The sequence below is a fragment of the Ornithinibacillus halotolerans genome (assembly GCF_014637405.1).
Lineage (GTDB): Bacteria > Bacillota > Bacilli > Bacillales > Amphibacillaceae > Ornithinibacillus > Ornithinibacillus halotolerans.
In genome coordinates, this window is sequence record NZ_BMEY01000029.1 from 1 (window position 1) to 23,927 (window position 23,927).

The 23,927-nt window shown below is 36.0% G+C and carries 22 protein-coding genes; 5 read left to right on the forward strand and 17 right to left on the reverse strand.

The genetic code is table 11. The features are described 5' to 3' along the window. Positions 1–706: 706 nt before the first annotated feature. From IEV35_RS18670 to IEV35_RS18720, 11 genes are all read right to left on the reverse strand, one after another. Positions 707–1,720, reverse strand: a complete 1,014-nt coding sequence (locus IEV35_RS18670) for an ABC transporter ATP-binding protein (protein ID WP_188386174.1) — start codon at positions 1,718–1,720, stop codon at positions 707–709. Next, complete coding sequence (locus IEV35_RS18675) at positions 1,721–2,713, reverse strand: ABC transporter ATP-binding protein (RefSeq protein ID WP_188386175.1); 993 nt, start codon at positions 2,711–2,713, stop codon at positions 1,721–1,723. It abuts the gene before it with no gap. A 4-nt stretch (positions 2,714–2,717) separates the two neighbouring features. Beyond that, the gene (locus tag IEV35_RS18680; protein ID WP_188386176.1) at positions 2,718–3,692 is read right to left on the reverse strand and encodes a succinylglutamate desuccinylase/aspartoacylase family protein; all 975 of its coding nucleotides are present in this window, start codon (positions 3,690–3,692) and stop codon (positions 2,718–2,720) included. 85 nt (positions 3,693–3,777) lie between these two features. Then, positions 3,778–4,737, reverse strand: coding sequence for a succinylglutamate desuccinylase/aspartoacylase family protein (locus IEV35_RS18685; RefSeq protein WP_188386177.1), 960 nt, complete (start codon positions 4,735–4,737; stop codon positions 3,778–3,780). Positions 4,738–4,754: 17 nt separating this feature from the next. Next, positions 4,755–6,299 (reverse strand): ABC transporter substrate-binding protein, encoded by a 1,545-nt coding sequence (locus IEV35_RS18690; RefSeq protein ID WP_188386178.1) that lies wholly within the window; start codon positions 6,297–6,299, stop codon positions 4,755–4,757. A gap of 112 nt (positions 6,300–6,411) precedes the next feature. Further along, positions 6,412–7,251, reverse strand: a complete 840-nt coding sequence (locus IEV35_RS18695) for an ABC transporter permease (protein ID WP_188386179.1) — start codon at positions 7,249–7,251, stop codon at positions 6,412–6,414. A gap of 16 nt (positions 7,252–7,267) precedes the next feature. Next, complete coding sequence (locus IEV35_RS18700) at positions 7,268–8,191, reverse strand: ABC transporter permease (protein WP_188386180.1); 924 nt, start codon at positions 8,189–8,191, stop codon at positions 7,268–7,270. Positions 8,192–8,469: 278 nt separating this feature from the next. Then, positions 8,470–9,036: a helix-turn-helix domain-containing protein gene (locus tag IEV35_RS18705; RefSeq protein ID WP_188386181.1), complete on the reverse strand. Its 567-nt coding sequence runs from the start codon at positions 9,034–9,036 to the stop codon at positions 8,470–8,472. 247 nt (positions 9,037–9,283) lie between these two features. Beyond that, a complete protein-coding gene (locus IEV35_RS18710) occupies positions 9,284–10,264 on the reverse strand; it encodes a succinylglutamate desuccinylase/aspartoacylase family protein (protein ID WP_188386182.1) in 981 nt (326 codons plus the stop codon). 1,064 nt (positions 10,265–11,328) lie between these two features. After that, positions 11,329–11,589: a DUF6516 family protein gene (locus IEV35_RS20255; protein WP_229740810.1), complete on the reverse strand. Its 261-nt coding sequence runs from the start codon at positions 11,587–11,589 to the stop codon at positions 11,329–11,331. A 243-nt stretch (positions 11,590–11,832) separates the two neighbouring features. After that, positions 11,833–12,579, reverse strand: coding sequence for a helix-turn-helix domain-containing protein (locus IEV35_RS18720; protein ID WP_188386183.1), 747 nt, complete (start codon positions 12,577–12,579; stop codon positions 11,833–11,835). Between the two features lie 418 nt (positions 12,580–12,997). Here IEV35_RS18720 and IEV35_RS18725 point away from each other — a divergent pair, with 418 nt between their 5' ends. The 5 genes from IEV35_RS18725 to IEV35_RS18745 all read left to right on the forward strand — a co-directional run bounded on the left by IEV35_RS18725 (position 12,998) and on the right by IEV35_RS18745 (position 18,193). Beyond that, a complete protein-coding gene (locus IEV35_RS18725; RefSeq protein ID WP_188386184.1) occupies positions 12,998–13,924 on the forward strand; it encodes an AEC family transporter in 927 nt (308 codons plus the stop codon). Between the two features lie 173 nt (positions 13,925–14,097). Continuing rightward, positions 14,098–15,099 carry a Bug family tripartite tricarboxylate transporter substrate binding protein gene (locus tag IEV35_RS18730; protein ID WP_188386185.1) on the forward strand — a complete coding sequence of 334 codons (1,002 nt, stop codon included), beginning with the start codon at positions 14,098–14,100 and terminating at the stop codon, positions 15,097–15,099. A gap of 70 nt (positions 15,100–15,169) precedes the next feature. After that, the gene (locus IEV35_RS18735; RefSeq protein ID WP_188386186.1) at positions 15,170–15,628 is read left to right on the forward strand and encodes a tripartite tricarboxylate transporter TctB family protein; all 459 of its coding nucleotides are present in this window, start codon (positions 15,170–15,172) and stop codon (positions 15,626–15,628) included. 18 nt (positions 15,629–15,646) lie between these two features. Further along, positions 15,647–17,143 carry a tripartite tricarboxylate transporter permease gene (locus IEV35_RS18740; protein WP_188386187.1) on the forward strand — a complete coding sequence of 499 codons (1,497 nt, stop codon included), beginning with the start codon at positions 15,647–15,649 and terminating at the stop codon, positions 17,141–17,143. A gap of 60 nt (positions 17,144–17,203) precedes the next feature. Continuing rightward, positions 17,204–18,193, forward strand: coding sequence for an asparaginase (locus IEV35_RS18745; RefSeq protein ID WP_229740811.1), 990 nt, complete (start codon positions 17,204–17,206; stop codon positions 18,191–18,193). A gap of 53 nt (positions 18,194–18,246) precedes the next feature. Here IEV35_RS18745 and IEV35_RS18750 read toward each other — a convergent pair whose 3' ends face one another. The 6 genes from IEV35_RS18750 to IEV35_RS18775 all read right to left on the reverse strand — a co-directional run bounded on the left by IEV35_RS18750 (position 18,247) and on the right by IEV35_RS18775 (position 23,926). Further along, complete coding sequence (locus tag IEV35_RS18750) at positions 18,247–19,137, reverse strand: LysR family transcriptional regulator (protein WP_188386189.1); 891 nt, start codon at positions 19,135–19,137, stop codon at positions 18,247–18,249. Between the two features lie 294 nt (positions 19,138–19,431). Next, on the reverse strand, positions 19,432–20,346 hold the full coding sequence (locus IEV35_RS18755; RefSeq protein WP_188386190.1) for an aminopeptidase: 915 nt from the start codon (positions 20,344–20,346) through the stop codon (positions 19,432–19,434). Further along, positions 20,303–21,208, reverse strand: coding sequence for a DMT family transporter (locus tag IEV35_RS18760; RefSeq protein WP_188386191.1), 906 nt, complete (start codon positions 21,206–21,208; stop codon positions 20,303–20,305). The genes IEV35_RS18755 and IEV35_RS18760 overlap by 44 nt, the downstream gene beginning before the upstream one ends. Positions 21,209–21,256: 48 nt before the next feature. Next, complete coding sequence (locus tag IEV35_RS18765) at positions 21,257–21,925, reverse strand: AroM family protein (RefSeq protein ID WP_188386192.1); 669 nt, start codon at positions 21,923–21,925, stop codon at positions 21,257–21,259. After that, a complete protein-coding gene (locus IEV35_RS18770; RefSeq protein WP_188386193.1) occupies positions 21,926–22,861 on the reverse strand; it encodes a DUF1177 domain-containing protein in 936 nt (311 codons plus the stop codon). 15 nt (positions 22,862–22,876) lie between these two features. Then, complete coding sequence (locus IEV35_RS18775) at positions 22,877–23,926, reverse strand: S-methyl thiohydantoin desulfurase family protein (RefSeq protein WP_188386194.1); 1,050 nt, start codon at positions 23,924–23,926, stop codon at positions 22,877–22,879. Position 23,927 lies beyond the last annotated feature (1 nt).

Genomic DNA, 23,927 nt, shown 5'->3' on the forward strand with positions numbered 1-23,927 from the left:
AATTAATAGAGGAGGAGCTCTGGTTGCCTTGAAAATTTGTGGATATATTTTTCTTATAATACGTGGTATAATTTTCATAGAAAAAGTATGCCTTTCTATTTGGTTGTTTTGTTTGGCGATAAAACAACACCATAAAATAGAGCATACTTTTTCTTTTTTTGTGTATTATTTATGAATCTTCATTACATTATTATGGGTTTGGGTTTTTAGGTTTTGAGCCATCGCAAAGCGATTTCGTTCTTCTTGCGCTTCAATCAGTCTCTTTAAATGCTTTAAATGATGAGAATTAAGGAAAGAATCTATTCCTCCCTAACTGACCAAAAATTAAATCATTATTAAGAAGAAGTAACCTATTCTAAGCTTTATTGATTGGAAGAAGGTTACTTTTTTCTTTATTTGCAGAAAGAATTTAAACCTATATGTAGCATAAGTACCGTCCCCATGTTCAAACTTTTAACTGTGGACGTATCCCATTTTGTGATTGAAAAACAAGTGCAGCGGACGGCGTGGTGTTTGTTGATGGGGGTAGAACGAAGGGAGTGTTTGTTGGTGGTGGAGGCCAGTATTATCTAATTTAAGTTAAAATCATAAACCCAGTTAGTGTCAATTAAATGGTATGAGTCCTGTTAAGTATCGAACTCATACCATGCTAATTGCTTTATTATTGATGCCTACCTTTTTGGGTATATTTATGCTTCCCTTATTGCTAAAATTCATATGCGTAGTGACAAGCAACTAATTGCTTATTTACTTTACTCTCAAGTTCTGGCTCCACTTCCCGACATAAATCTGTTGCTAACGGACATCTTGTACTGAATCGGCAACCTTTTGGGGGATTTATAGGACTTGGTAAGTCGCCTTTTAAAATAATACGTTCTCTTTGGCGCTGCTCCCTTGGATTAGGTACTGGAATTGCTGATAATAGCGCTCTTGTATAAGGGTGGGCTGGATTTTCATATATATCTTTTGTATCACCCAACTCTACAATTTTGCCGAGGTACATAACAGCTACACGATCGCTAATATGACGTACCACCGATAAATCATGAGATATAAACATATATGTTAACTGATACTCTTCTTGTAAATCTTGGAGCAAATTAACAACTTGAGATTGCACTGATACATCTAGAGCAGATACAGGTTCATCACAAACTACAAATTTTGGATTAATGGTTAAAGCACGAGCTATTCCGATTCTTTGTCTTTGTCCTCCTGAGAACTCATGTGGATACTTGGAATAGTAATGTGTTTCTAATCCAACACGTTCTAATAAAGATTCAACTTTATCCTTTCTTTCGGCTGACGAACCAGCTTTATTTACTCTCAACGGTTCACCAACAATTTCACCTATCTTTAACTTAGGGTTCAATGAGGCGTATGGATCTTGAAAAACAATTTGCATTTGTCTTCTAAAACTTTTTAGTTTCCCATCGCTGAGATTAGTAATATCCTGACCATCAAAAACGATATTACCTGAAGTAGGTTTTTGTAGTCTTATAATATTTCTACCCAATGTAGACTTACCACAACCTGATTCTCCAACTACCCCTATTGTTTCTCCTTCTCTTATATTGAAAGAAATCCCATCAATTGCTTTAACTTCTTGACCTGAGCTTTTAAAGAAAGATCTACTTACCGAAAAGTATTTTTTTAAATCCTTTATTTCTATTAGAGTTTTTTCATCTTCCGGAATTACTACCTTTTCTTCAGCAAGCAATTAAATCACCTCTTTCTTTTTTAGCTCTTTATAATTCCAACATGCTACTTTCCTACTCTCATCAATTATTTCTAATGTCGGTTCCGTTTCTTTACACAAATCAGTAGCAAAAGGACAACGCGGATGAAAGCGACACCCTTTTGGCAAATTTGTAGCATTTGGAATTGTACCCTCTATAGTTTTCATTCGTTCAATTGCACCATCGACCGAGGGCATAGCTTCTAATAAACCGAGTGTATAAGGATGCAATGGTTCCTCAAAAATTTGCCATACATCTGCTTCCTCAACAACAGCACCAGCATACATAACTACGACCCGATCCGCAACATCCGCAACTACTCCAAGATCATGTGTTATAAATAGAATAGACATATTGGTATCTTTTTTTAATTCCTTCATTACCTCTAGAACTTGGGCTTGTATCGTTACATCAAGTGCAGTTGTTGGTTCATCTGCTATAAGCAACCTTGGATTACAAGAAAGTGCCATTGCAATCATAACCCTCTGTCTCATACCACCTGATAATTGATGTGGATATTCATGAATCCTTTGTTGAGGGGATGGTATTCCAACTTTCTCTAATGCTTTAACAGCATATTTTAGTGCCTCTTTTTTACTCATCTTCCTATGATAACGCAGACCTTCTGATACTTGATCTCCAATGGTATACACAGGATTCAACGAAGTCATAGGCTCTTGGAATATCATTGCCATTTCTTGCCCACGGATATTACGCATCTCTTTAGAAGACTTTTCTAATAGATTCTCTCCGTTTAACAATATTTCACCTGTCTCAACAGTACTGATTTGTTTCGGTAACAATCCCATAATACTAAGTGATGTAACACTTTTTCCTGAACCGGATTCTCCAACAATACATACAGTTTCTCCTTGATTAATTGAAAATGTAGCGTTGCTAACTGCTGTTAATTTTCCATTTTCTGTTGAGAAAGAAACAGTTAAATCTTTTACTACAAGTGTTTCATCAGACATAGGATTATTTCCCCCTTGATTCAATCGGCATGGACTCTGTAATTAATTGTCCTGGTTCAGTTGGCCAATAGCGGTGACCAAGTGCTGCAATATATGAATTATCTTCAGGACAATATATTTCCTCCACAACCTTCCCAAATAGGTTCATAATTGATCCAATTTTATCACCTTTATTTAGAATATCTCCAACATTGCACTCTGGAACGAATAACCCACCTTCTTTTGTAAAAACAAAGGAGGCATTCCCAACAATCAAATATTCATCCAGTTTCGGTGGTTCACCAGGAATCATTTCATAAGCTTGCATAGCGTACTTGATGGATTTCTTAAAAAGCTCTTCATGTTGTTCCGTTACGTTTCCGCCACCACATTCAACAGTAACAGTAGGGATGTTTAAATCCATCACACTTGCAGTGATAGTACCTCCAGTTCCTGATTCTCCTTCAGAGCGCCAAATAAATTTCGACCCTAATTTCTTTGCTAAATCCATTGATTTTAAAGCTGTTTCCGTTTTATCATCATCAATAATGACATAGTATGGTACCTCTGCTCCGATTCCACCTGAATGGAAATCAAGAACCACATCTGCCGTTTCACGGATAACTTGAATTAACTCATAAGCTAATCTATGACTATATGAACCGTTTGGGTCTCCAGGAAAAATACGATTTAAGTTGGCACCGTCTAACGGCGAAATGCGATTCCTATCTTTAAAAGAAGGAAGATTGACAACTGGAACCCCAACAAATGTTCCTTTTAAACTATTAGTATCTAACTCTTGAAAGTACCGAATAATAGAAGCCGCACCACCATACTCTTCACCATGGATACAGCCATGCACCCATAGAGTTGGTCCATCTTCTTGTCCTGCAGCTACTAATACAGGGATGAGAAATGGACTGCCATCTGTATCTGTCCCTACTTGAATATACCCTTTCTTTTTTTCACCCTTTATAACTTCAACTGTACCAACTTTCATTAATTGAATACCTCCTAATGATAATTTTCGGGAAATCTAGTAATAAACACTAGATTTCCCTTCCATCTTTAAGTAGACTAACAGTTTAAGAATATGTTTCTGCTATTAGTCTCCCCATCTCAGTTGGCCAATAGCGATGGCCAGTAGCAGCTAGAAAAGAATTGTCTTCCTTACAACGAATTTCTTCTAGTACTTCACCATGTAAATTAATAATCGTACCAATTAAGTCACCCTTATTTAATTTCGAACCAGCTTCACAAGCAGGAACAAACAATCCACCAGCAGGCGAGAATATAAAATCACCTTTTGTATATACTTCATATTCGTCAAATTCAACTGGGTCCCCATCTAACATCTCTAATGCTTTCATTCCATTTTTAATCGACGTTTTAAATAGTTCCTCGTGTTCTTCCGTGACTACTCCGCCACCAACCTCTACGGTAACCGTTGGAATGCCAGCATTCATCACATAGTCTGTAACCGTCCCATTAACAGAGTTGGTTGAATCGGTTACCCATACAATCTTTGTTCCCATACGTTCAGATAACCAGCGGGATTTCTTGGCAGCTTCACTATCTCCACCTTTACAAATTGTAAAAAATGGGCAATAAAGAGCAATTCCTCCTGAATGTAAATCAAATAGGTAATCTGCATGATTAATGATCAATTCTTGTATTTTATCAGCCAACCTCAAACTATACGTACCATTTGGATCTCCTGGAAATACACGATTTAAATTTGCGCCATCCAATGGAGAAATGCGACTACGGTCTTTATAAGATGGTAGATTCACAACTGGGACCCCAATAAATGTTCCTTTTAGACTATCTACATTTAACTCCTGAAAAAAGCGAATGATAGATGCAGCACCCCCAAATTCATCTCCATGGATACAACCTTGCACCCAAACAACTGGTCCATCTTCCTTTCCCGTGGCTATTAGAACAGGGATTTGAAACGGTGAACCATCTATATCACTTCCAAATTGTATATATCCCTCTGTCTTTTCCCCAGGTAGAATTTGCGCTGTTCCAATTTTATTCATATTTCTCCTCCTATCAGTTATTTTTTGTAAAATGCATCCCGTACGATGATGTACTCATCTAATCGCGGGGCAAACCCTTGTACTCCTTTTCTTACCCCTACCATATGAGGTTCATAATATAGAGGGAAAGTTGGTTTTTCTTCATATAATATCTTTTGTATTTGCTTAAATAACTCTATTGCTTCTTCATCATCCATGGTTTTAATTGCTTCATCCATCAAAGCATCTACTTCTGAATTGGAGTATCCACCTTCTGCAGTATCAGAGTAATAATATCCTTTCCAATGTGTTAGTGGGTCAATTGTCAAGTCAGCAACACCAATGTAATAAATGTCATATGCCAATTCATCCATCTTTGGAACGTAGGAACTAAACTCTAGCGTTTCAAGTTCAACATTTATTCCTGCAGCTTCTAGCATCCCTGCTGTTGCTTCGACTATTTGTTGGTCCATTGCATAACGGCCGACAGGTCCACCCATTTTTATCACTGAACCATCATAACCAATTTCATCTAGTAAAGCTTTGGCCTTTTCAACATCTGCTTCTGGAATTGATAAACTATCCTCGAATCCAATAGTACCTGGTGGGGAAACCGATGAACCAGCAATAGTATTTCCACCAAGGATGTTATCTACTAGTGCTTGTCGATCAATTGCTAAAGAGATTGCATCTCTAAATTCTTGCTTAGCCATCCATTCATTGGCGTAATTAGCAACAAACATGTTAACACGTAATGTTTCAGTAATGTGCATTTCTAGATTCGGATCATCAGATACTGTATTTACTTTATCCGCTGAAATATTTTCTGCAATGTGTATGTCTCCTCGCTGAAGAGCTGCTAAACGGACAGCATTCTCAGGCATGATACGAAACTCAATATTCTCTGTCACACCTTTTTCTCCCCAATAATCGTCAAATCTAGTTAGCTTAACATTATTATTAGCAACATACTCTACAACCTGATAAGGACCTGTCCCTACAGGCTCTACATTAAAACGATCCCCTAAATCTTTCACCGCATTTGGTTCTACTATAGGAACTTGAGTCAAAGAACTAAGCAATCCACGAGTAGGTGTTTTCGTTTTAATGTAAAGAACATAGTCACCTTCTGTTGTAATTTCATCGATTTCACTCAACCATATGGTCATTGGTGTATTAAATGAAGGATCCAGTATAGATTCAAAGGTAAATTTAACTGATTCAGCAGTTAAAGGCTCTCCATTATGGAATGTAACACCTTCTCTTATAGTAAACTTCCAAGTTAAATCATCCACGTTTTCAAAGGACTCTGCTAATATACCTTCAATTGATACTTTTCCATCTTCTATTTTTCTAAACACTAGCGGCTCAAAAATATGAGAGTTAATACTATACCCTGGTCCTGACCATGTTTTACGAGGATCGAGCGATGTAGGGTCTGCACCAGTACCAACAATTAGCGTGTCTGTTGCAGCAGTCTCTCCTCCATTAGAATCATTGGAATTAGATTCATCACCACATGCAACTAATAGTACTGCAAGTAATAGGGAAAAAATAAACGGAATAAATAATTTTTTCTTCATAGAAATACCTCCTCGTTTATATTTATTCAAAACAAAAGTCGTTACTCTACCCCACGCCCCCTCTTTCGTAAAGTTTACTTGCTATATATCTTTATATTGCAACTATAATTAATCATTTTGGATCGAGTACATCTCGTAACCCATCACCAAACAAATTAGCACTTAATGCAACGACCATTAACATTAATCCAGGAAAGATTGCAATCCACCATGCGTCAGTCATATATTCTCTTCCATCTGCTAACATGCCTCCCCATGTAGGAATACTAGATGGTACTCCTAATCCCAAGAAGCTTAAGGAGGATTCTGCTATGATTAACGTGGCAACTTGAAAACTTGCCACAACGATAAATGGTGAAATAATATTTGGTAAAATGTGTCTCGTCAGTATAGAAACAGTGTTTGTCCCTGCCGCTTTTGTTGCTTCGATGTATTCCAAATTTTTTATTGATAATACGGAGCTTCTAACTACCCTTGCATAACTTATCCAACTTGTAATCGAAAGAACTAGTACAATATTGATTATGCTTGGTCCTAATACTGCTACCATAGTAAGAGCAAGTAGAATAAAGGGAAATGCTAGCTGAATATCTACTAATCTCATTAAAAGATTATCAACACGTCCACCAATATAGCCTGAAACGAGACCAACAATTAGTCCTATTAATCCTCCTATAAATACAGCTCCTAATGCTACCATGATAGAAATACGTGACCCATAAATTAAACGACTTAAAACATCTCTCCCTAATTGATCCGTTCCTAAAAGGTGAACTAAACCTTCTGCATTTTCCCAACCAGGTGGCATAAGACGTGCTGTTATATTCTGGGTGTTTGGATCCATGGGCGCCAGTACTGGTGCTAGTATCGCTACAATGATAGCTATGATGAGCAAAAGAAACCCAACTAGAACAGTCTTTCTTCTGGCCAATCTTCTTAAGAACAATCTCATTACACCACTACCTCCTCTATGAATCTACTACAATTCTTCTATCAATAATTACGTACAGAATATCAATAATAAGGTTGATTAGCACAAACACAATCGCAGCAATAATGATGAGTGACTGAATCATTGGGTAATCTCGAAATTGTATAGATTGTACTGTAAGGAACCCTAAGCCTGGCCATGAGAAAATAAATTCTGTGATAATAGCTCCACCTAACAATTGCCCTGTCTGCAAGCCTATCATCGTAATGGTAGGAATTAATGAATTTTTCAATACATGTTTAAACATTACAATCCTACCTGGTAAACCTTTTGCATGTGCAGTTCGTATGTAATCATTGCTCAATACATCTAATGTACTTGAACGCATTAACCTAGCTATTAATGCAAGTTGGTAAACTGCTAAAGTAAAAGCAGGCAAGATAACGTGTGCACCTGTTCCATAACCTGAAGTTGGTAGGAGATTTAATTGTACAGCGATGAATAATATTAACATCATACCTAGCCAGTAACTTGGTACAGATTGCCCTAATAGTGCTAGCACACTAACAACACTATCTATGAAGGTATTTTTTCGTGATGCAGCTATTAAGCCCAATGGAATCCCTATTACAATAGCAATTATCATAGCCCAGAAAACAAGATACATAGTTGCAGGTAAGTGAGAAAGAATCAATTCCATTGATGGAAGGCCCCTACTGATTGAATCCCCAAAGTCAAAGGTTAACATTTGCTTAATATACTCTAAGTATTGAAGAATAATAGGTTCATTTAATCCCATCTCTTCACGCATTTGTTCAATTTCTGCTTCTGTAGCGTTTTCTGATAACATCATTGAAGCTGGGTCTCCCGGAATAATCCTTAATAAGACAAAAGCTATGGCGGAAGCACCTATTAATACAATGAAGGCTTGTAATACCCTACGGACAATAAATCTCCCCAACTTGTTCACCTCGATTAAATAGTTTTAGTATTATTTAATTATTTTCAATAAAATTAAGTAATACTTGATTTTTATGATAATTTTTAATAAATATTACACTATATTATTTTAAATTGCAAGTATATTTTAAATATTTATTAAAAAACAATTTTAAAGAATATATAATACATATTAGATTAGAAAGTTGATTTTGCTTTCTATATTTTACCTTTCTACAATCCTTGCTTTAATTATTATTAGAAATAAAAAAAGAGCCTCAATCTAACTTGAGGCTCTCTCTACTCTTGTTTCTGGTCTGTATTTATAATTGGAGGACTAGCCGCCCATAGAGTAACTGCTCTGGCATTTGATTCATTTACCCATCCGTGTGGAAGACTACCTGGGAAATATATACTATCACCTGCTTCTACTTCATAGGACTCATCCCCAAGTAATAACGTTAACTCTCCTTCTAGAATGTACCCTACTTCCTCTGTCTCATTAACATATAGTTGATCACTACGACCACCTGGTTCAATGATAATCATATGCATTTCAATATCTTTTTTAATATGACTTGGACTTAATAAATAAACTTCTGACTTTTCAGAAGGACTATGAAGTTTTATTCTATCACCTTTTTTAACAATAAAATCTTCCCTTTGCTGAGTTGGTTCCTCAAAAAAACTAACTAATGGAACCCGTAAGACTTCACTAATCTTTTTTAAAGTATTTATCGATGGATTAGCAACATCTCTCTCTATTTGACTGATAAAACTTGGTGTACAGTTTGATAGCTCTGCTAACTCTTTTAATGACATATTTTTTTCAGTTCTTAATTCCCGAATTTTAATACCAATATTCACAATAAACTACCATCCCTTTCACTTACTTTACCCATATTACTCTCTTGTTTTTCTCTCTAAACCATTTATTATTTAATAACACTTTAATTTTAACACTAATTTTATAAAAATAAATAATTATTAATTTTTTTAGAATTTGATTTTATTATTAAATAATACTTAAACATTTGCATGGTAAAAAATAAGTGCTTGTAATTCACCTATTTAAAGGTAACTTACAAGCACTTTATAGAAAGGGGAGATGCGATTATAGTTTTTCTCTTGATTCAACAGGAATAGATTCTGCCATTAACTGTCCTGGTTCAGTCGGCCAGTATTTATTTCCGACTGCTGCAATGTACGAGTTATCCTCAGGACAAATTAATTCTTCTACAATCTGACCATATAAATTCATAATGGAACCAATTTTGTCTCCCTTATTTAGATAGTCACCTACCTTACATGCAGGAATAAATAATCCTCCTTCTTTTGTAACAAAGAACGTTGCATTACCAATAATAGTGTATTCCTCCTGTACTGGTGGTTCTCCTGGTAGCATATTACATGCTTGCATGGCATATTTTATAGCTTTTTTAAAATCACGCTCATCTTCATCAGAAAGGGTACCACCACCACACTCCACTGTAACAGTAGGTATTTTCTCCTGTACAAGACTTGCTGAAACAGTTCCACCAGTACCTGCTTCGCCTTTTGCACGCCAAATAACCTCTGATCCCATCCTTTTCGCAATTCTCATTGATTCTTTCGCGGTATCGGATTGGTCATCTTTAACGATCATATAAAAAGGTACATTAGCATCAAGGCCACCAGAGTGAAGATCTATAACAACATCTGCTGAATCTTTCATTACTTCTAATAATATATGTGCTAGCCTATGGCTGTACGTTCCATTTGGATTTCCCGGAAAGATTCGATTAAGATTTTCCCCGTCTAATGGTGAATTACGGTGGCGTGCTTTAAAAGCTGGTAAATTTGTTACTGGCACACCTACAAACGTACCTGATAGCTCACTTATTTCTAATTCATGAAAATAATTGATAATAGATGCTGCTCCTCCATATTCTCCACCATGAATACATCCATGGACCCAAAAAGTAGGTCCCTCTTTCTCCCCTGATGCGATTAATACAGGTATATGAAAAGGAGTACCATCGATGTCAGTACCAGCTTGTATACTCCCCATTGTTTTTTCCCCTGGAATTACCTGAGCTGTTCCTATTGTCTTCATTTAAACTTCCTCCTCATTTTTTATATTAATTTATAGTAAACTCCATATGTAGTTGACATAAATAGAGTATCTGTATCTGTACTATAATTACGATTACGGTATTGGAAAGTGTAAAACACTATACTTTCCTTTTTCACCTTGAGGTAAATAAAGCATTACTTCCTAATTTATTTATTCAGCATTTGAACATGAAGATGAAATGAGCATCCGTTTGGTGGATTCATTGGACTAGTAAGCTCCTCTTTCAAACACGATACATTTAAGTATCTTTTTCTAACATTGCCTCTTTTTAAGTATAATTTAAATATTATAGACAATCATACAATATAAATTAAATAATTACAATATTTAATTTATATTTAAATTATATAATATTCAGTATTATCTTGGGGTAACTGTAATGACAGGCTTTTTCCCGCCATTTTTAGAACTATCTTACTTACGTTAGATTTAAGTAATAATTCATTTGCAATTTAGAGATTACTTACATGTTAATAGATAATAGAAAAATAAACTGAGTAGTAAGACCATATACTCTCTCTTACTTACACAGTTTATTCTACACTCAAAAAAAGTGAGCGTGGGGAAAGTCACAACGCTCACTAACTTATTTTACTGTAATTAAATAGAAGAATTTTCAATGAAGCTCTCTCAATCTACTGCTTCCAATATCCATATTAGTAGCTCTGGCTCAAATATCATTGGTTCCTGATATTCTTCTTAAAGGGACATAGGGACAGGATCCTTGTCTCTATATCCATTAATAAACACAAGAACATTCTCTCTGTTTTATATCATAATTTCGGGACGTGGTGCCTGTCCCCATGTCCATTATTTAAAAAATATTCCTGCTTTCATTTATATAATCGAACGAACCTGGGAAAAAGGGGCATATCATTGCATGAATTTTTCATTTTAATCATAGATTTTCATGTGATGTTGAATCGTTTCTAAGTGATGATGTGAGTTGTTATGAGGCCCTAAGTGGGGATGAGATGTCGGGAAAGAGCCATGGTGCCTATCCCCTTGTCCATAAAAAAAGACACCCTGCTTAAACAAGATGTCTATGGCTTGTATTCTATTCCACTTTCTATATATCTTTCTACAAATTGGAATGCTGCATCTAATGTGTGAACATCATAATTATCTTGTCGTTGTCTCCAATCTCCTGGTACATGGTGATGATGATGTGGTTCTGTATTAACTCTAAGTTCTTCAGGTGTACTTGGATCGTTGTGAGGATCATTTCCCCAAGCTGATATATGGCTGAAAAGCTTACCTTTTTTTGGAATGATGATTTTCCATTTATATTGATACCTTGTCACTAAACCATCTTTATATTTCTCATATGCCTCTAGTCCAGTTATTCCATGAACTGGATGTTCTTTCAGCGGAAATAAAATAGAAAGTTTATTATTTGTCTGTTTGTAACTATCAAATATAGAATCACGTTCTCTTAAGTTGACATAGTTTTGAATAAATGGGCGTATTTATCGGTGATTTCTTCAATATCGGCAGGATAGAGTTTGATAGATTGGTGAATGTTAGATTGTAGGTTTTTGCTCAAGTCAAATGTCCTCCATCAACTTTGCCAACAACATTTCTTTTTCGTCTTCTAAATCTTGCCAATCATAATAATCCGCACGATCTTCCATTTCAACGATATTATAATCTCCAAATGCTTCCTGCCAAGTTCTCACTCCATACTTTAATTGTAGCTCTAATAACTCTTCATTGATTTCACTAATACGCTCTTTAGGAGACTGATTTTGTAGTTTTCTTTTTTGTGCTAACGCCTTCACTTTAATTGTATAGGATGTATCTTTCCATAATTGTATCGCATGTTTGGGAATCTTTTTATGACTATTTGTATCTACTTCTTCCAATCCTTGTTTTATATATTTGTTTATTGTTACTGTCGATACACCAAGCTCTTTTGCAGCTTCCGTTGGAGTCAATAGATAATCTTTATGATAGTTGAATGTGATTTGCTTCCCACCAATCTCATAGTACCAATACTCTAGATTGTGTTTAAACTTTCCGAATTCGAAGTCAGAACAAGGGTTATTTATTTCGTCAAAAACAGTTAGCCAAGCATTTAACTTTTGGAGATTTTTTTGTGAACTGACATAAGAATGATTGTAATCAACAGGCTTGATCTTAATGTCTGTTAATCGATCATCAAAAATGTCTCTCATTGTAACGATTAAATAATTCAGAATATAACTCGTTTCCTTTTCAATCTTGGCTATATTATTACTATGAAATGCTTCATGGATGTCTTTTTTTGTCTCTTCTAGAACAGCTACACTCATAAAATCCATCCTCCCCTCACCTCCATTATAGTTATTGGTTTATGATAAATCAATATAGTTAATTAACGATATATGATTATCATTAAGATATTATAACCATTCCCATAAAAATTAGTTCCTATTCATCAGAAAAACAAACATCATCAACACAGCCAAACGCTTCATTCGGTAATCTGATGGAAGGTTCCCTCTTATTCGATGTTTAATTTGTTTCTAATTGAAGATGTAGGTTGTTATGAGGCCATATACGGGGAGAAGAAAGGGGACATCGAGTACGGTTTAATGTCCCTAGGCAGATTATGGTTCAAACTCAAATTTTCAGATAAGTCAGCTTATTACCTATGAATTAACACGAGATTATGGTTTAATAAAATTTGTATTCACTAAAGTACTTATAAAATATTGAGTAGGTGTTTATATGGATATTTTCTTTCAAATTCTAGTAAATGTTATAATACCTGTCTTTTTCTTAATAGGTGTAGGTGCTATCCTTCACCGAATATTTAACTTCGATATCAATACGTTATCCAAGTTGAATATGTACTTATTTCTGCCTACATTATGTTTTGTGAATATCTATGAAAATAAGATCGAAGGCGATACATTATTATATATTTTCATATTTTTAGTCTTACAATCTGGCGTTCTAATGATATTAAGTGCATGGATATCAAAGATAGCTAAATTTGATAGTGGAACTACTTCCGTTTTTAAAAATAGTGTTGTACTGATTAATTCAGGAAATTTTGGAATACCAGTTAGTCAACTTGTATTTAGTCATAACCCACTGGGAGCTTCTATTCAAATTACGGTGATGATATTTCAAAACCTACTTACCTATACATACGGTTTATTCAATTCGATTTCAGCAGACAGTAATAATAGATTAAAAGCAATTGTTGAATTTTTAAAAAATCCGGTGATCTATGCCTTTATATTAGGTCTTGGTCTACATGCACTGAATGTAAAAATTCCAGGTTTTATTTGGGTACCTATTAACAATATCTCTGATGCCTTTTTGGCAGTGGCACTTATCACATTAGGAGTTCAAAGTGCTTTTATAAAAATTAATCGCTTTCCGTTACCATTAATACTTAGTTTATTTGGTCGCTTAATCCTTGCGCCAGCAATAGCCCTTCTTATTATTTTTGTTTTGAACCTCGAAGGCACAACAGCACAAGCATTGTTTATAGCTAGTTCATTTCCAACCTCTAGAAATAGTGCTCTTCTAGCCTTAGAATATAAAAATTCTCCAGAATATGCTGCTCAAACAGTATTAATGTCTACGATATTTAGCATGATTACTGTATCAATAGTCGTTTATTTATCAACGATACTATTTTAAAGAATGCATTCGACAAAAACCAACAAACTTCGGGAGGTGTCAGGCACCTTCCGAAGAGGCACCACTATAAAAAATATGGATAGTCCTCAATTGAAAATTTCTATTTTACCCCCCTGGGTTCTTTGCCTATAATCAAAATGAGAGCGCTATCAAATTAAAGGGGGATATACAATTTGAAGAAAAATCTATTTCTTATCGCAATATCATTAACCATATTATTAATACTTGGTGCATGTAGTGATAGTAGCAGTGGAACAACCGATGGAGAGTGGACTCCTGAAAAATCCATTGAGATTGTAGCACCATCTGGCGCAGGCGGTGGCTGGGATACAACAGCTCGTATGGCTGCAAAGGTATTTGACGAAGAAGGAATTATTGATCAGAACATTGGAGTAGTCAATAAAACCGGTGGCGGAGGAGCAGTTGGTTGGGCTTATATAGCTAACTATGATGGTGACCCATATCACCTATTTGTTGCATCTCCACCAATCATTGATGTGCCATTAAGTGGACAATCGGAGTATGACCATACTGATTTTACGCCAATTGCAAACATCATTGCAGATTATGGGGCGTTTGTCGTTAAAGCAGATGCAAAATGGGATACATTACCGGAATTATTTGATGATCTGAAAGAGGATCCTTCGAGCATAACAGTAATTGGATCGTCTTCCCCTGGAAGTATGGACCATTTACAGTTTGTACGTTTTGCGAAAGCTTATGGTGTAGATGTTAAAGATATTAAATATGTTTCAGAACAAGATGGTGGAGAATTGACTGCTCTTCTAAATGGAAGTGTTGACGTCTTCTCAACTGGGGTTGCAGAAACAGTTGAACAAGTTCGGGCAGGAAATGTAAAAGTACTTGCTGTGACTTCCGAAGAAAGACTTCAAGGTGATGTTTTCTCTGATTTCCCAACGGCGAAAGAACAAGGAATTGATGAGACATTTGTAAACTGGAGAGGTTTCTTTGGACCACCTAATATGGATGAAGAGGCAAGAAAATATTATGAAAATGCCTTTAAGGAACTTAGTGACAATGATGCATGGAAAGAAATCCGAGCACAATATGGTTGGGATGAAATGTTTATGGGAAGTGAAGAGTTTGCGAAATTCTTAGATGAGCAACTCGACGTTACGAAAGAACTCCTAGATGAACTAGGGCTGACTGAATAAGAACATAAAATCTCACTTAATAAGAGGAATGACTTATGCATTCCTCTTATTTAAATGGAGGGAAAGTTAATTGATAAAATCAAAAAATAAGCTAGCAGCAACTATTATCTTCGTCATATCCATTGTATATATGTTTTTCGCAATTAGATTACCTGCGTACGATTTAGTACCTGTTGATTCGGATGTCGTTCCCTATGTATTAGGAGTGTTACTTTTAATATTGTCTATTATTCTATTTTTTGAAAAGGATCCTAAGAGCGAAGACGAGGAAGGCGCTATTAAGATTGATAAAAGCGCATTAAAGATGCTTACCTTCATTGCTGTAATTTTTATTCTATATGCTATTCTTTTTGAAGTACTTGGATTTATCGTTTCATCCACTTTATTTATATTTGTTAGTAGCCTTGCTCTAGGGTATAAAAAGACAATGGTAAACGTTATTGTTTCCATTACTACTCCTATTGTATTTTATTATATTTTCGACTTACTACAAATTTCATTACCTAAAGGGATATTACCATTTTTGTAGGAGATTAGGGGGAAAAGAATGGACATTTTAAATGGCATATCGCAGGGACTTCAAGTAGCTTTAAGTCTTGAAGGAATATTATTTGTATTAATCGGTGTCCTAATAGGTACCTTAATTGGGATGATTCCAGGACTTGGTCCAATTACTGCTATAGGTGTAATGATTCCAATTTCTTATGGGATGGATATACACCTTGCACTTATTATGATGGCAGGAGTATATTATGGAGCTGTATTTGGCGGGTCAACATCTTCTATCCTACTAAATGCTCCTGGTATTGAAGGAACTATTGCAACTTCTTTTGATGGTTATCCAATGGCTCAACAAGGAAAAGCTGGGAAAGCATTGGCAATTGCAGCTATCTGTTCTTTTGTAGGTGGGACGGTTGGAATTATTTTATTAATGTCTTTAGCACCTGCATTAGCTACGGTCGCAATCGCCTTTGGACCAGCTGAATATTTTGCCTTAATGCTTCTAGCACTCATGGCGATTACAAGTCTATCGGACGGATCCATGTCTAAGGCATTAATATCAGGAGTATTAGGTTTTATGGTTGCCACCGTAGGGATTGATGGACAAACAGGAACGCCTCGATTTACGTTTGGAAATATTAATCTATTAGATGGAATTGAATTTTTAGTTATCGGTCTCGGATTATTTGCGATTGCAGAGGTAGCTATCTTAATTATCAATCGGAATAATAAATCGCAAACAAAACTGCATAAAATTGGCTCCCTTCGTTTAACAAAGCAGGACTTTAAAGAAATGAGAGGACCAATGTCTAGACAATCATTAGTTGGATTTCTAATTGGTGTCTTACCAGGTGCAGGTGCAACGATTGCCTCCTTTATTGGATACACATCCGAGAAAAAACTAGCGAAAAAACCAGAAGAATTCGGAAAGGGATCGGTAGCTGGGCTAGCAGGACCGGAAACAGCCAATAATGCCGCAACTAGTGGAGCATTTGTACCGCTGTTAAGTCTTGGTATTCCCGGTTCTGGAACAACCGCTGTCATGTTAGGAGCATTTCTTGTCATGGGAATTCAGCCAGGACCATTACTTATGACAGAACAACCGACATTGTTTTGGGCAATCATTATTAGTATGTATATCGGAAATATTTTTCTATTAATCTTAAATCTACCATTAATTCCGTATATATCCAAAATATTATTAATACCACGTCCGATGTTAATTTCTTTAGTTATCTTTTTCTGTGTGATTGGAATCTATACACTAAGCTTTAACGTATTTGATTTATATTTATTACTATTCTTTGGTGTTATTGGATTTTTGATGAAATTAGTCAAGATTCCACCTGCCCCCTTCATCCTAGCATTCATTTTAGGAGATATGATGGAGCAGTCACTTAGAAAGGCACTTACTATTTCAAATGGTAACTTATCCATTTTTGTTGAAAGACCAATTGCAATGTCTCTATTAATTGTATCTTTATTATCGTTAGTTATCCCACCATTATTTAGGTACTTCAAGAGAAAAAATGCAAGTGCATAAAGAACAATTAAATTGGTTGCTAACTATTTTGCAGAACAGTCTTTTACTGGAGGAATACAATTGAAGAACATACTACTAATTACGTTAGGTGGAACAATTTCTGCACAGGGAATGAATAGATTAGATTTAAAGGACTATACATCCGGTTCAATTCAAGGGGATTTTTACTTGGAAAATATCCCTGAGATAAAGGACATAGCCAACATTGAGGTACTGCCTGTTGATAATGTAAGTAGTACACAAATTAATGGTACACATTGGATCCAACTAAAAAAGGATATTGAATACTATTTAAATGAAAAAGAATTTGATGGAGTTGTCATCACTCATGGGACGAATACGTTAGAAGAGACAGCATATTTTCTACATTTAGCGGTTAACACTTCTAAACCCATTGTTCTTGTTGGCTCACAGCGACCTTACACAGCTATAAGTTCTGATGCGCAGTTAAATTTAATCCATGCAATTAGAGTGGCAGCTCATCCAGACTCCCATCAAAAAGGGGTACTAGTAGCATTTAATAATAAAATTCATAGTGCCAGAGAAGTAACAAAGGTTGATACGTATGATATCGATGGCTTTCAATCTGGGGTAATGGGATGCTTAGGATATATTGATGCAGCACATGAAGTTGTATATTACCGTAATCCTTTACGAAAGCATACGATCTATTCCGATCTATCAAAAATAGAAATAAATGATCTACCAAAAGTGGAGATTGTTTATTCTTATGCTGGTGCTAGTGGCGAGATCATTAAAACAATAGTGGAAAGTAATAAATATCAAGGAATTGTTATGGCAGGAACCGGTGCTGGGAGGTTTTCCAAGCTTGAAGAGGAAGCACTAAAAATTGCGGTAGAAAAAGGAATGCATGTCGTGCGAAGTAGTAGAGTTGGGAATGGCAGGGTAATTGATATTCAGCCGTATGATCAATTAAGAGCAATTAGTGCTGATAACTTAAATCCCCAAAAGGCCCGAATTTTACTTGCCCTCGCATCACTTGTATATTCTGATAGAGAGTCGATTCAAAAGTTATTTTATCACTATTAAGTTCTTGGCGAGATGAGGGATTCTAAAAGGGCTCTAGTATAAATCGAGTCCTTTTAGAATGTATTCGTGTAATCAAATGTTAAGTCAGAGGTGTGCTCTTTTAAGTATTCTAAAAACTCTCGGACAGGAGGAAAATGTAATGTCTTCTTCCGACAATATGCCCATGTATCGCGTTTCACTAACTGATGATTAGAGTCATAGAGATTTTGTATCGTTAGTTCTTTTTCATTCATTAAGCAGATCCCTGGTAAGATGGTGTATCCAAGTCCTACACGAGCCATTTCCTTTGCAGTTTCTAAGCTGTGCACACTCATGGATATCTTACTTGGCTTCGTAAATATGTCCTTCCACCATGCCTCTACAATTCCCTTTAGATAGCTATCCATCTCATATTCAATCCCCGGATGATTAGGTAATTCTACTAAATCTATTTTTGTTTTTGATACGATATTAATAGGTTCTGAAACTAATAAATACTGTTCCTCTTCCCAAACATGTTCACCTCTTAAAATCGCAATATGTACATCCCCAGCTGTGAAGTGCTTGAATATTTTCGAGCTTAATCCTGTTATTATTTCAAAATTAACCTCCGGATAAATCGATTGGAATTCCTTCAGTATGGTCGGTAAAATATATTGTCCAAAAGTAGAAGCTACGCCGAGTTTTATCGTACCACGAATGCTTTTCTCCATTAGTTGTATTTCATCGAGAGTCGTTTCGATATTTCTTAAATTTTCCTTTGCCATCTTGATGATCAGTTCACCTTCTGGGGTTGGAATAAGACCTGATCGATCACGAATAAAGATTTCCGTATTGAAGAATGTTTCAATTTGTCTTAGTTTATAGGTTAGATTTGGCTGTGAAATAAATAACTTCTCAGCTGCCTTTGTCATATTTCTCTCTTCGTCAAGCATGAGTAATAGTGCATAATCTTTTTTATACATAAGAAGGAATCTCCTTTATATTGTTTTACTTTTGCACTAGTTAAATAAACTACCACTTTAAAGGGGCCCTTACATTATGGAATAGCAGTTAAGTGATTGTATACTCCATAGCCAAACTAGTTATCTTCATATATACTCCAAAAATTCTAAAAATACAACTAAATTGCGTGGTTTTGGGAGTTTGGATGGTGGAAGAGAAGGCTATTTATTTTTAAAACTACTTTCGACAAAAACCAACAAAATTCGGGAGGTGTCAGGCACCTAAACAAATTGCAGTTTATTTTCTAATTCAATTCATGTAAGAATCTCAACTCTTGGCCCTTTAGTTACGCAATCAATATGTACATCAGCTTTAATTGTTCCACCAAATGTATGGTTAGATCCAAATGCAACATGAATCGTATCATATGCCTTTTCGTCTTCTAGTATGTTTCCGGTTATACGTGCAGCGTAATTCGTTCCTATCCCAAGTTCAGCAAGCATTCGTCCATCTCCTTCACCTAATAGAGACAATAATAATGCTCCCTCTTTACCAGTGGCAGCAACAAGCTTTCCCTCTTTAACAGTTAAAACAACAGGAGAACTTAATAACCCAATCCCTGCTATCGAACCATTAATTTCTATTTTCCCTTCAGCCTTTCCTTCCACAGGTGCTATAAAAGCTTCACCAGATGGTAAATTACCAGAATCAGCTTTCTTTCGGAATACTCCTGTACTTGGAACACCACTACGTCCATCAACTGGGATATCCAGTTTAAAATTAACGCCAGTGTAGATGGTGACCGAACGTGCAGTATCCAACTTCTCGGTCATTTCAAGTGTTTCCTTTTCCACAATACTATAATCGGCACTCATAGCACCATGAAGGAACATATCTTCCGTAATACCAGGCATCGTTATGACACTAATTCCACTTTCATTCGCTTTTCTACGTGCGACCGTATGGGTGAGTGAATGTTTCGTTAAACAAAATACTAAATCATATGAAAGCATAGCATTTGCTGCATCGTCTGGGGGTTCCTCCCCTGACTTTCTTCTATCTTCCATAATATGTAGAGTTACATTCCATTTATCGTTTTTCAATGCATCAGCAAATTTTTTCCCTAAATCTTCTGTACTATGATCCGTTAAGACAAAAATAGATATATCTTTTTCTACAGAGAAATTATTCTTCATTAGCGTGGATACTACTTCTTGAAATGTTCCCATTCCTTCTTCCTCCCCTTCTTTGTGTTACGTATACGCTAGATAATACAAATATTAAAGCAATAATGGTTCCTTTACCAAGCGATTCATCTAACAAGGCCACGCCAAGGAATATAGTAGTAATTGGCATTAGAAATGTTATCAATAAAGCAAAAACTGGTCCTCCGCTTTTTACTAAATAGAAAAAAATCACATTTCCAATTCCAGAATTAAAAACTCCGAGGATGATTAGAGCTAATAAATTTTTTGAATCACCTAATCCTTGGTAGCTTGATGGCTGTACCCATAGCATAAAAATTCCGGCAAATATACACCCTACCAACATTGTAACAAAAGATAATGTAAATACAGAAACATGCGTTAAAAATTTTGTAATTAGAATCGAAGACAGCGCATAAAAACATGCTGCAATTAAAAGCAATCCAGCACTACTATATTGAAACCCTACCTGAGGTCCACCACCCAAATTAAATGAAATAATAATCCCAGTAAAGCCAATGATTACTCCTAAGAGCTCCTGCCAACGGATTTTAACCTTTAAAATAAGAATACTAAATAGCAATCCAAATATAGGACCCGTTGCATTCAAGACAGCACTTATAGTAGTATCTAACCCTTGTTGGCTATAACTCATTAATATCCAAGGAACTCCTGCATTTAATAAAGCAATTCCTAAAAGGATCGGTATCTTTTTAAATTCTTGTTGATCTCGTTTCCATATAAAAAACGGCAGCAAAGCAATCCCGCCAAATAAACAACGGAAAAATACAATCGATACTGGGTGTAAATCAGGTAACACTATTTTTGTAAAAAAAAATGTTGATCCCCATAATAAACTCAACACTAATAGAGCAATAATTGGCATAAAATCACATCTCCAAATATAGATAGATCCGGTAGAACCGGATCTAATTTAAAGAACATATTCTGCTGCAATTCGTGCGGTTAATGTTCTTGGAAGGATAACTGGCCCTCCAAATACTTGTTTTACCTCTTGTTTTTGGATTTCGTTATAGCCCATACAATCCAAAACAATTACGTCTGCACCCTTTTTCTTAAGCTTTTCTCCCGCTCCCTTTATATCGCTTTCTTCATACGGAGAAGCTACTTCAACAAAGATATCCATTTTGAGATTTTTCCATTTTCCTATTAGGGATTCGCGTTGTTCCTCAAGTGGGATAATAAGTCCCAGATTCCCATTTTTTTGAATTGCTTGTAGAGAGTGACTTAGTACCTTATCAGGATAAATAATGGGCTTGGTAGTCGTTAAAGTTGGAAAGTCACCAGTACATAGCATAATGATAACATCCGCTTCCTCTTCCAAAGCTGTTAACTCCTGCTGTAGTAAAGGGAGGAGCTTATCTTTTGCTATTTTCACGCTCTTCCCATTTCGTAACCTTGAAATATATGTTGTACTAGAGAGTTCTGGAGCAATTTCTTCCAAAGTTTCCTCTGTTAAACTATCTAATCCACCACGTTCTATTATTTGAATCTCGTTTCCTAAAATGGCTTGAATAGAAGGTGTCACATCTGTACGTGGAGATTGGCCGATTGTTAAAACTCCTACTTTACCATTTACCATCTACTTGTTCCCCAATGTTTGTAAATGTTTCATAGAACCATATAAAGATTCTAAGTGATTAAACTCTTTTACATCATAGAATTCAAATTGTTTTTGTGTATATTCTTTGGCTACTTCTACACAAAAGCGAACTGCTTCTGCAATATCTACTTCATGACTAGCTCCTGTCCCACAACCAGGAACAGCTGTCTTTGCTACAATAGCCACACCTACAACTGGTGCATCGGTAGCAACTGCTGGTTGAAGTATACTATTAATATGGTAGACATCATTACCATATGGCGTAATGTCCTGAGTAGTAACAGCAAATGTAACAGGAAGGTCACCAGTTGTCATTTCCATAATTCGGACTAAATCATCATTAAATTTAAGTATATAACCAGATTTAACGGTTGGAGAAATAGCAAAACCGCGATGATTAAATACTTTATTTCCTTTTGTAGTATCAATAGACAATACCGCATCCATCTCAGGTGTCACTTCATATTGATTCATCGTTAAAATATCAACTGGTGACCCCATAAAATCAACTGGTTCATGCGGCTCAGTTGGAGCATTCGGACAAATATGTGTTGTCACGCAAACATCACCAGGCAAACGGTCCCCCTTGGTAGCCATAGTAGAAAGTTTTAATGCTGTTGCAACTGCTGCAATCGCACCATCTCCATCAGAAACCAACCCGATACGGCTAGGGCGAGCACCAAGTCCCCCTAGTCTACCTACAATCCCTAAGGTAGGTGCATCTCCACCAACCAACTTTCCATTTGTACCCTTGATAACAATTTTTACAAAGTCAGTTGATCCTTTCTCACCTTTAACTGTTTGATATGATGCTTCTACAAACTCATTTCCTTCAAAAAGTTCGACTATCATTTGTCCATTCGCACTGGAATCATCAACTAATTCCATTACTTCCATTGTATATTTTAATGACATGAACAATCCGCTCCTTTAGATGATTTCCTTTTGAATAATTGGTTCTATATTTTTTAGTAATTTCTCATTGAACATGGTAGAGCTTAATAATAGATTTTCCTTTGGTACCGAAATAACAGCAATATTAACTCCTTCTCTCATTTCAGCACTAACGATTGGCATCCCTGTATCTACATCAAACGTCATAAGTAAGTCTGGGAACGTTCCTTTTCTTACTCCTTGAATTTCTGCAGTCATATATTCATTCCAAAACGTTAACTCTAAGTCGTCTACACGAACAATCCCTACATCAAATCCACCCTGTTCCTTTAATTCAAATTCACTAACTTTACCGGAATGTATAACACGGCCTTTCAAATGAGAAGCTACTGCTTCGATACGATCTGGTCCTTCAGGTACAGAGAAAAATACTTCACCTAACTCAATTGCTTGTGTAATTCCTCCGACTGCAGCATGTTCTTTAATGTAGTTAACATTAACCGGATTTCGGCATACTGCAACCATTCCACCAGCTAATACGGAAACATTTCGAACTGTGTTGGAGGAGATATCTAAATTGCCAATTACGGAACCAGCAACTCTTTTCTCCCCTTTACCACCGGCATACGTTTGAAGAGATTCATATCCTTCCACTTCCGATAGATTCATAGAACCCATCGAACCTGTTGGATGTGCACGCCCATTACTCGGTGCATCAATAACAGGTAACCCAACTGCCGCCGCTTGTAACCATCCATTAATAGTTGTTGCTGCTCCATTTTCATTTGTCATTAGTGCTTTTAGCGGATGACTTAATTCCTTTTGCATCCTTTTCACTGTATCTACCAATTGATCCGCATCAACATATATTTCTTTTGCTGATGGAGCACCAACAAGTGAAACACATGCGACATAATCTTCAGGTGATAAATCATCAACTGTAATTAATTCAGGTGTTCCTAAGGTGAAGGCTTGTTCTGCTTTTTCTAGACCATCTTTAATCCAGCCACCACCACCTCCTCCTAAAATACAACCACCATACACGGCATGTTTTGCATCTTCCAAAGTTAATAATCTTCTCGTCATA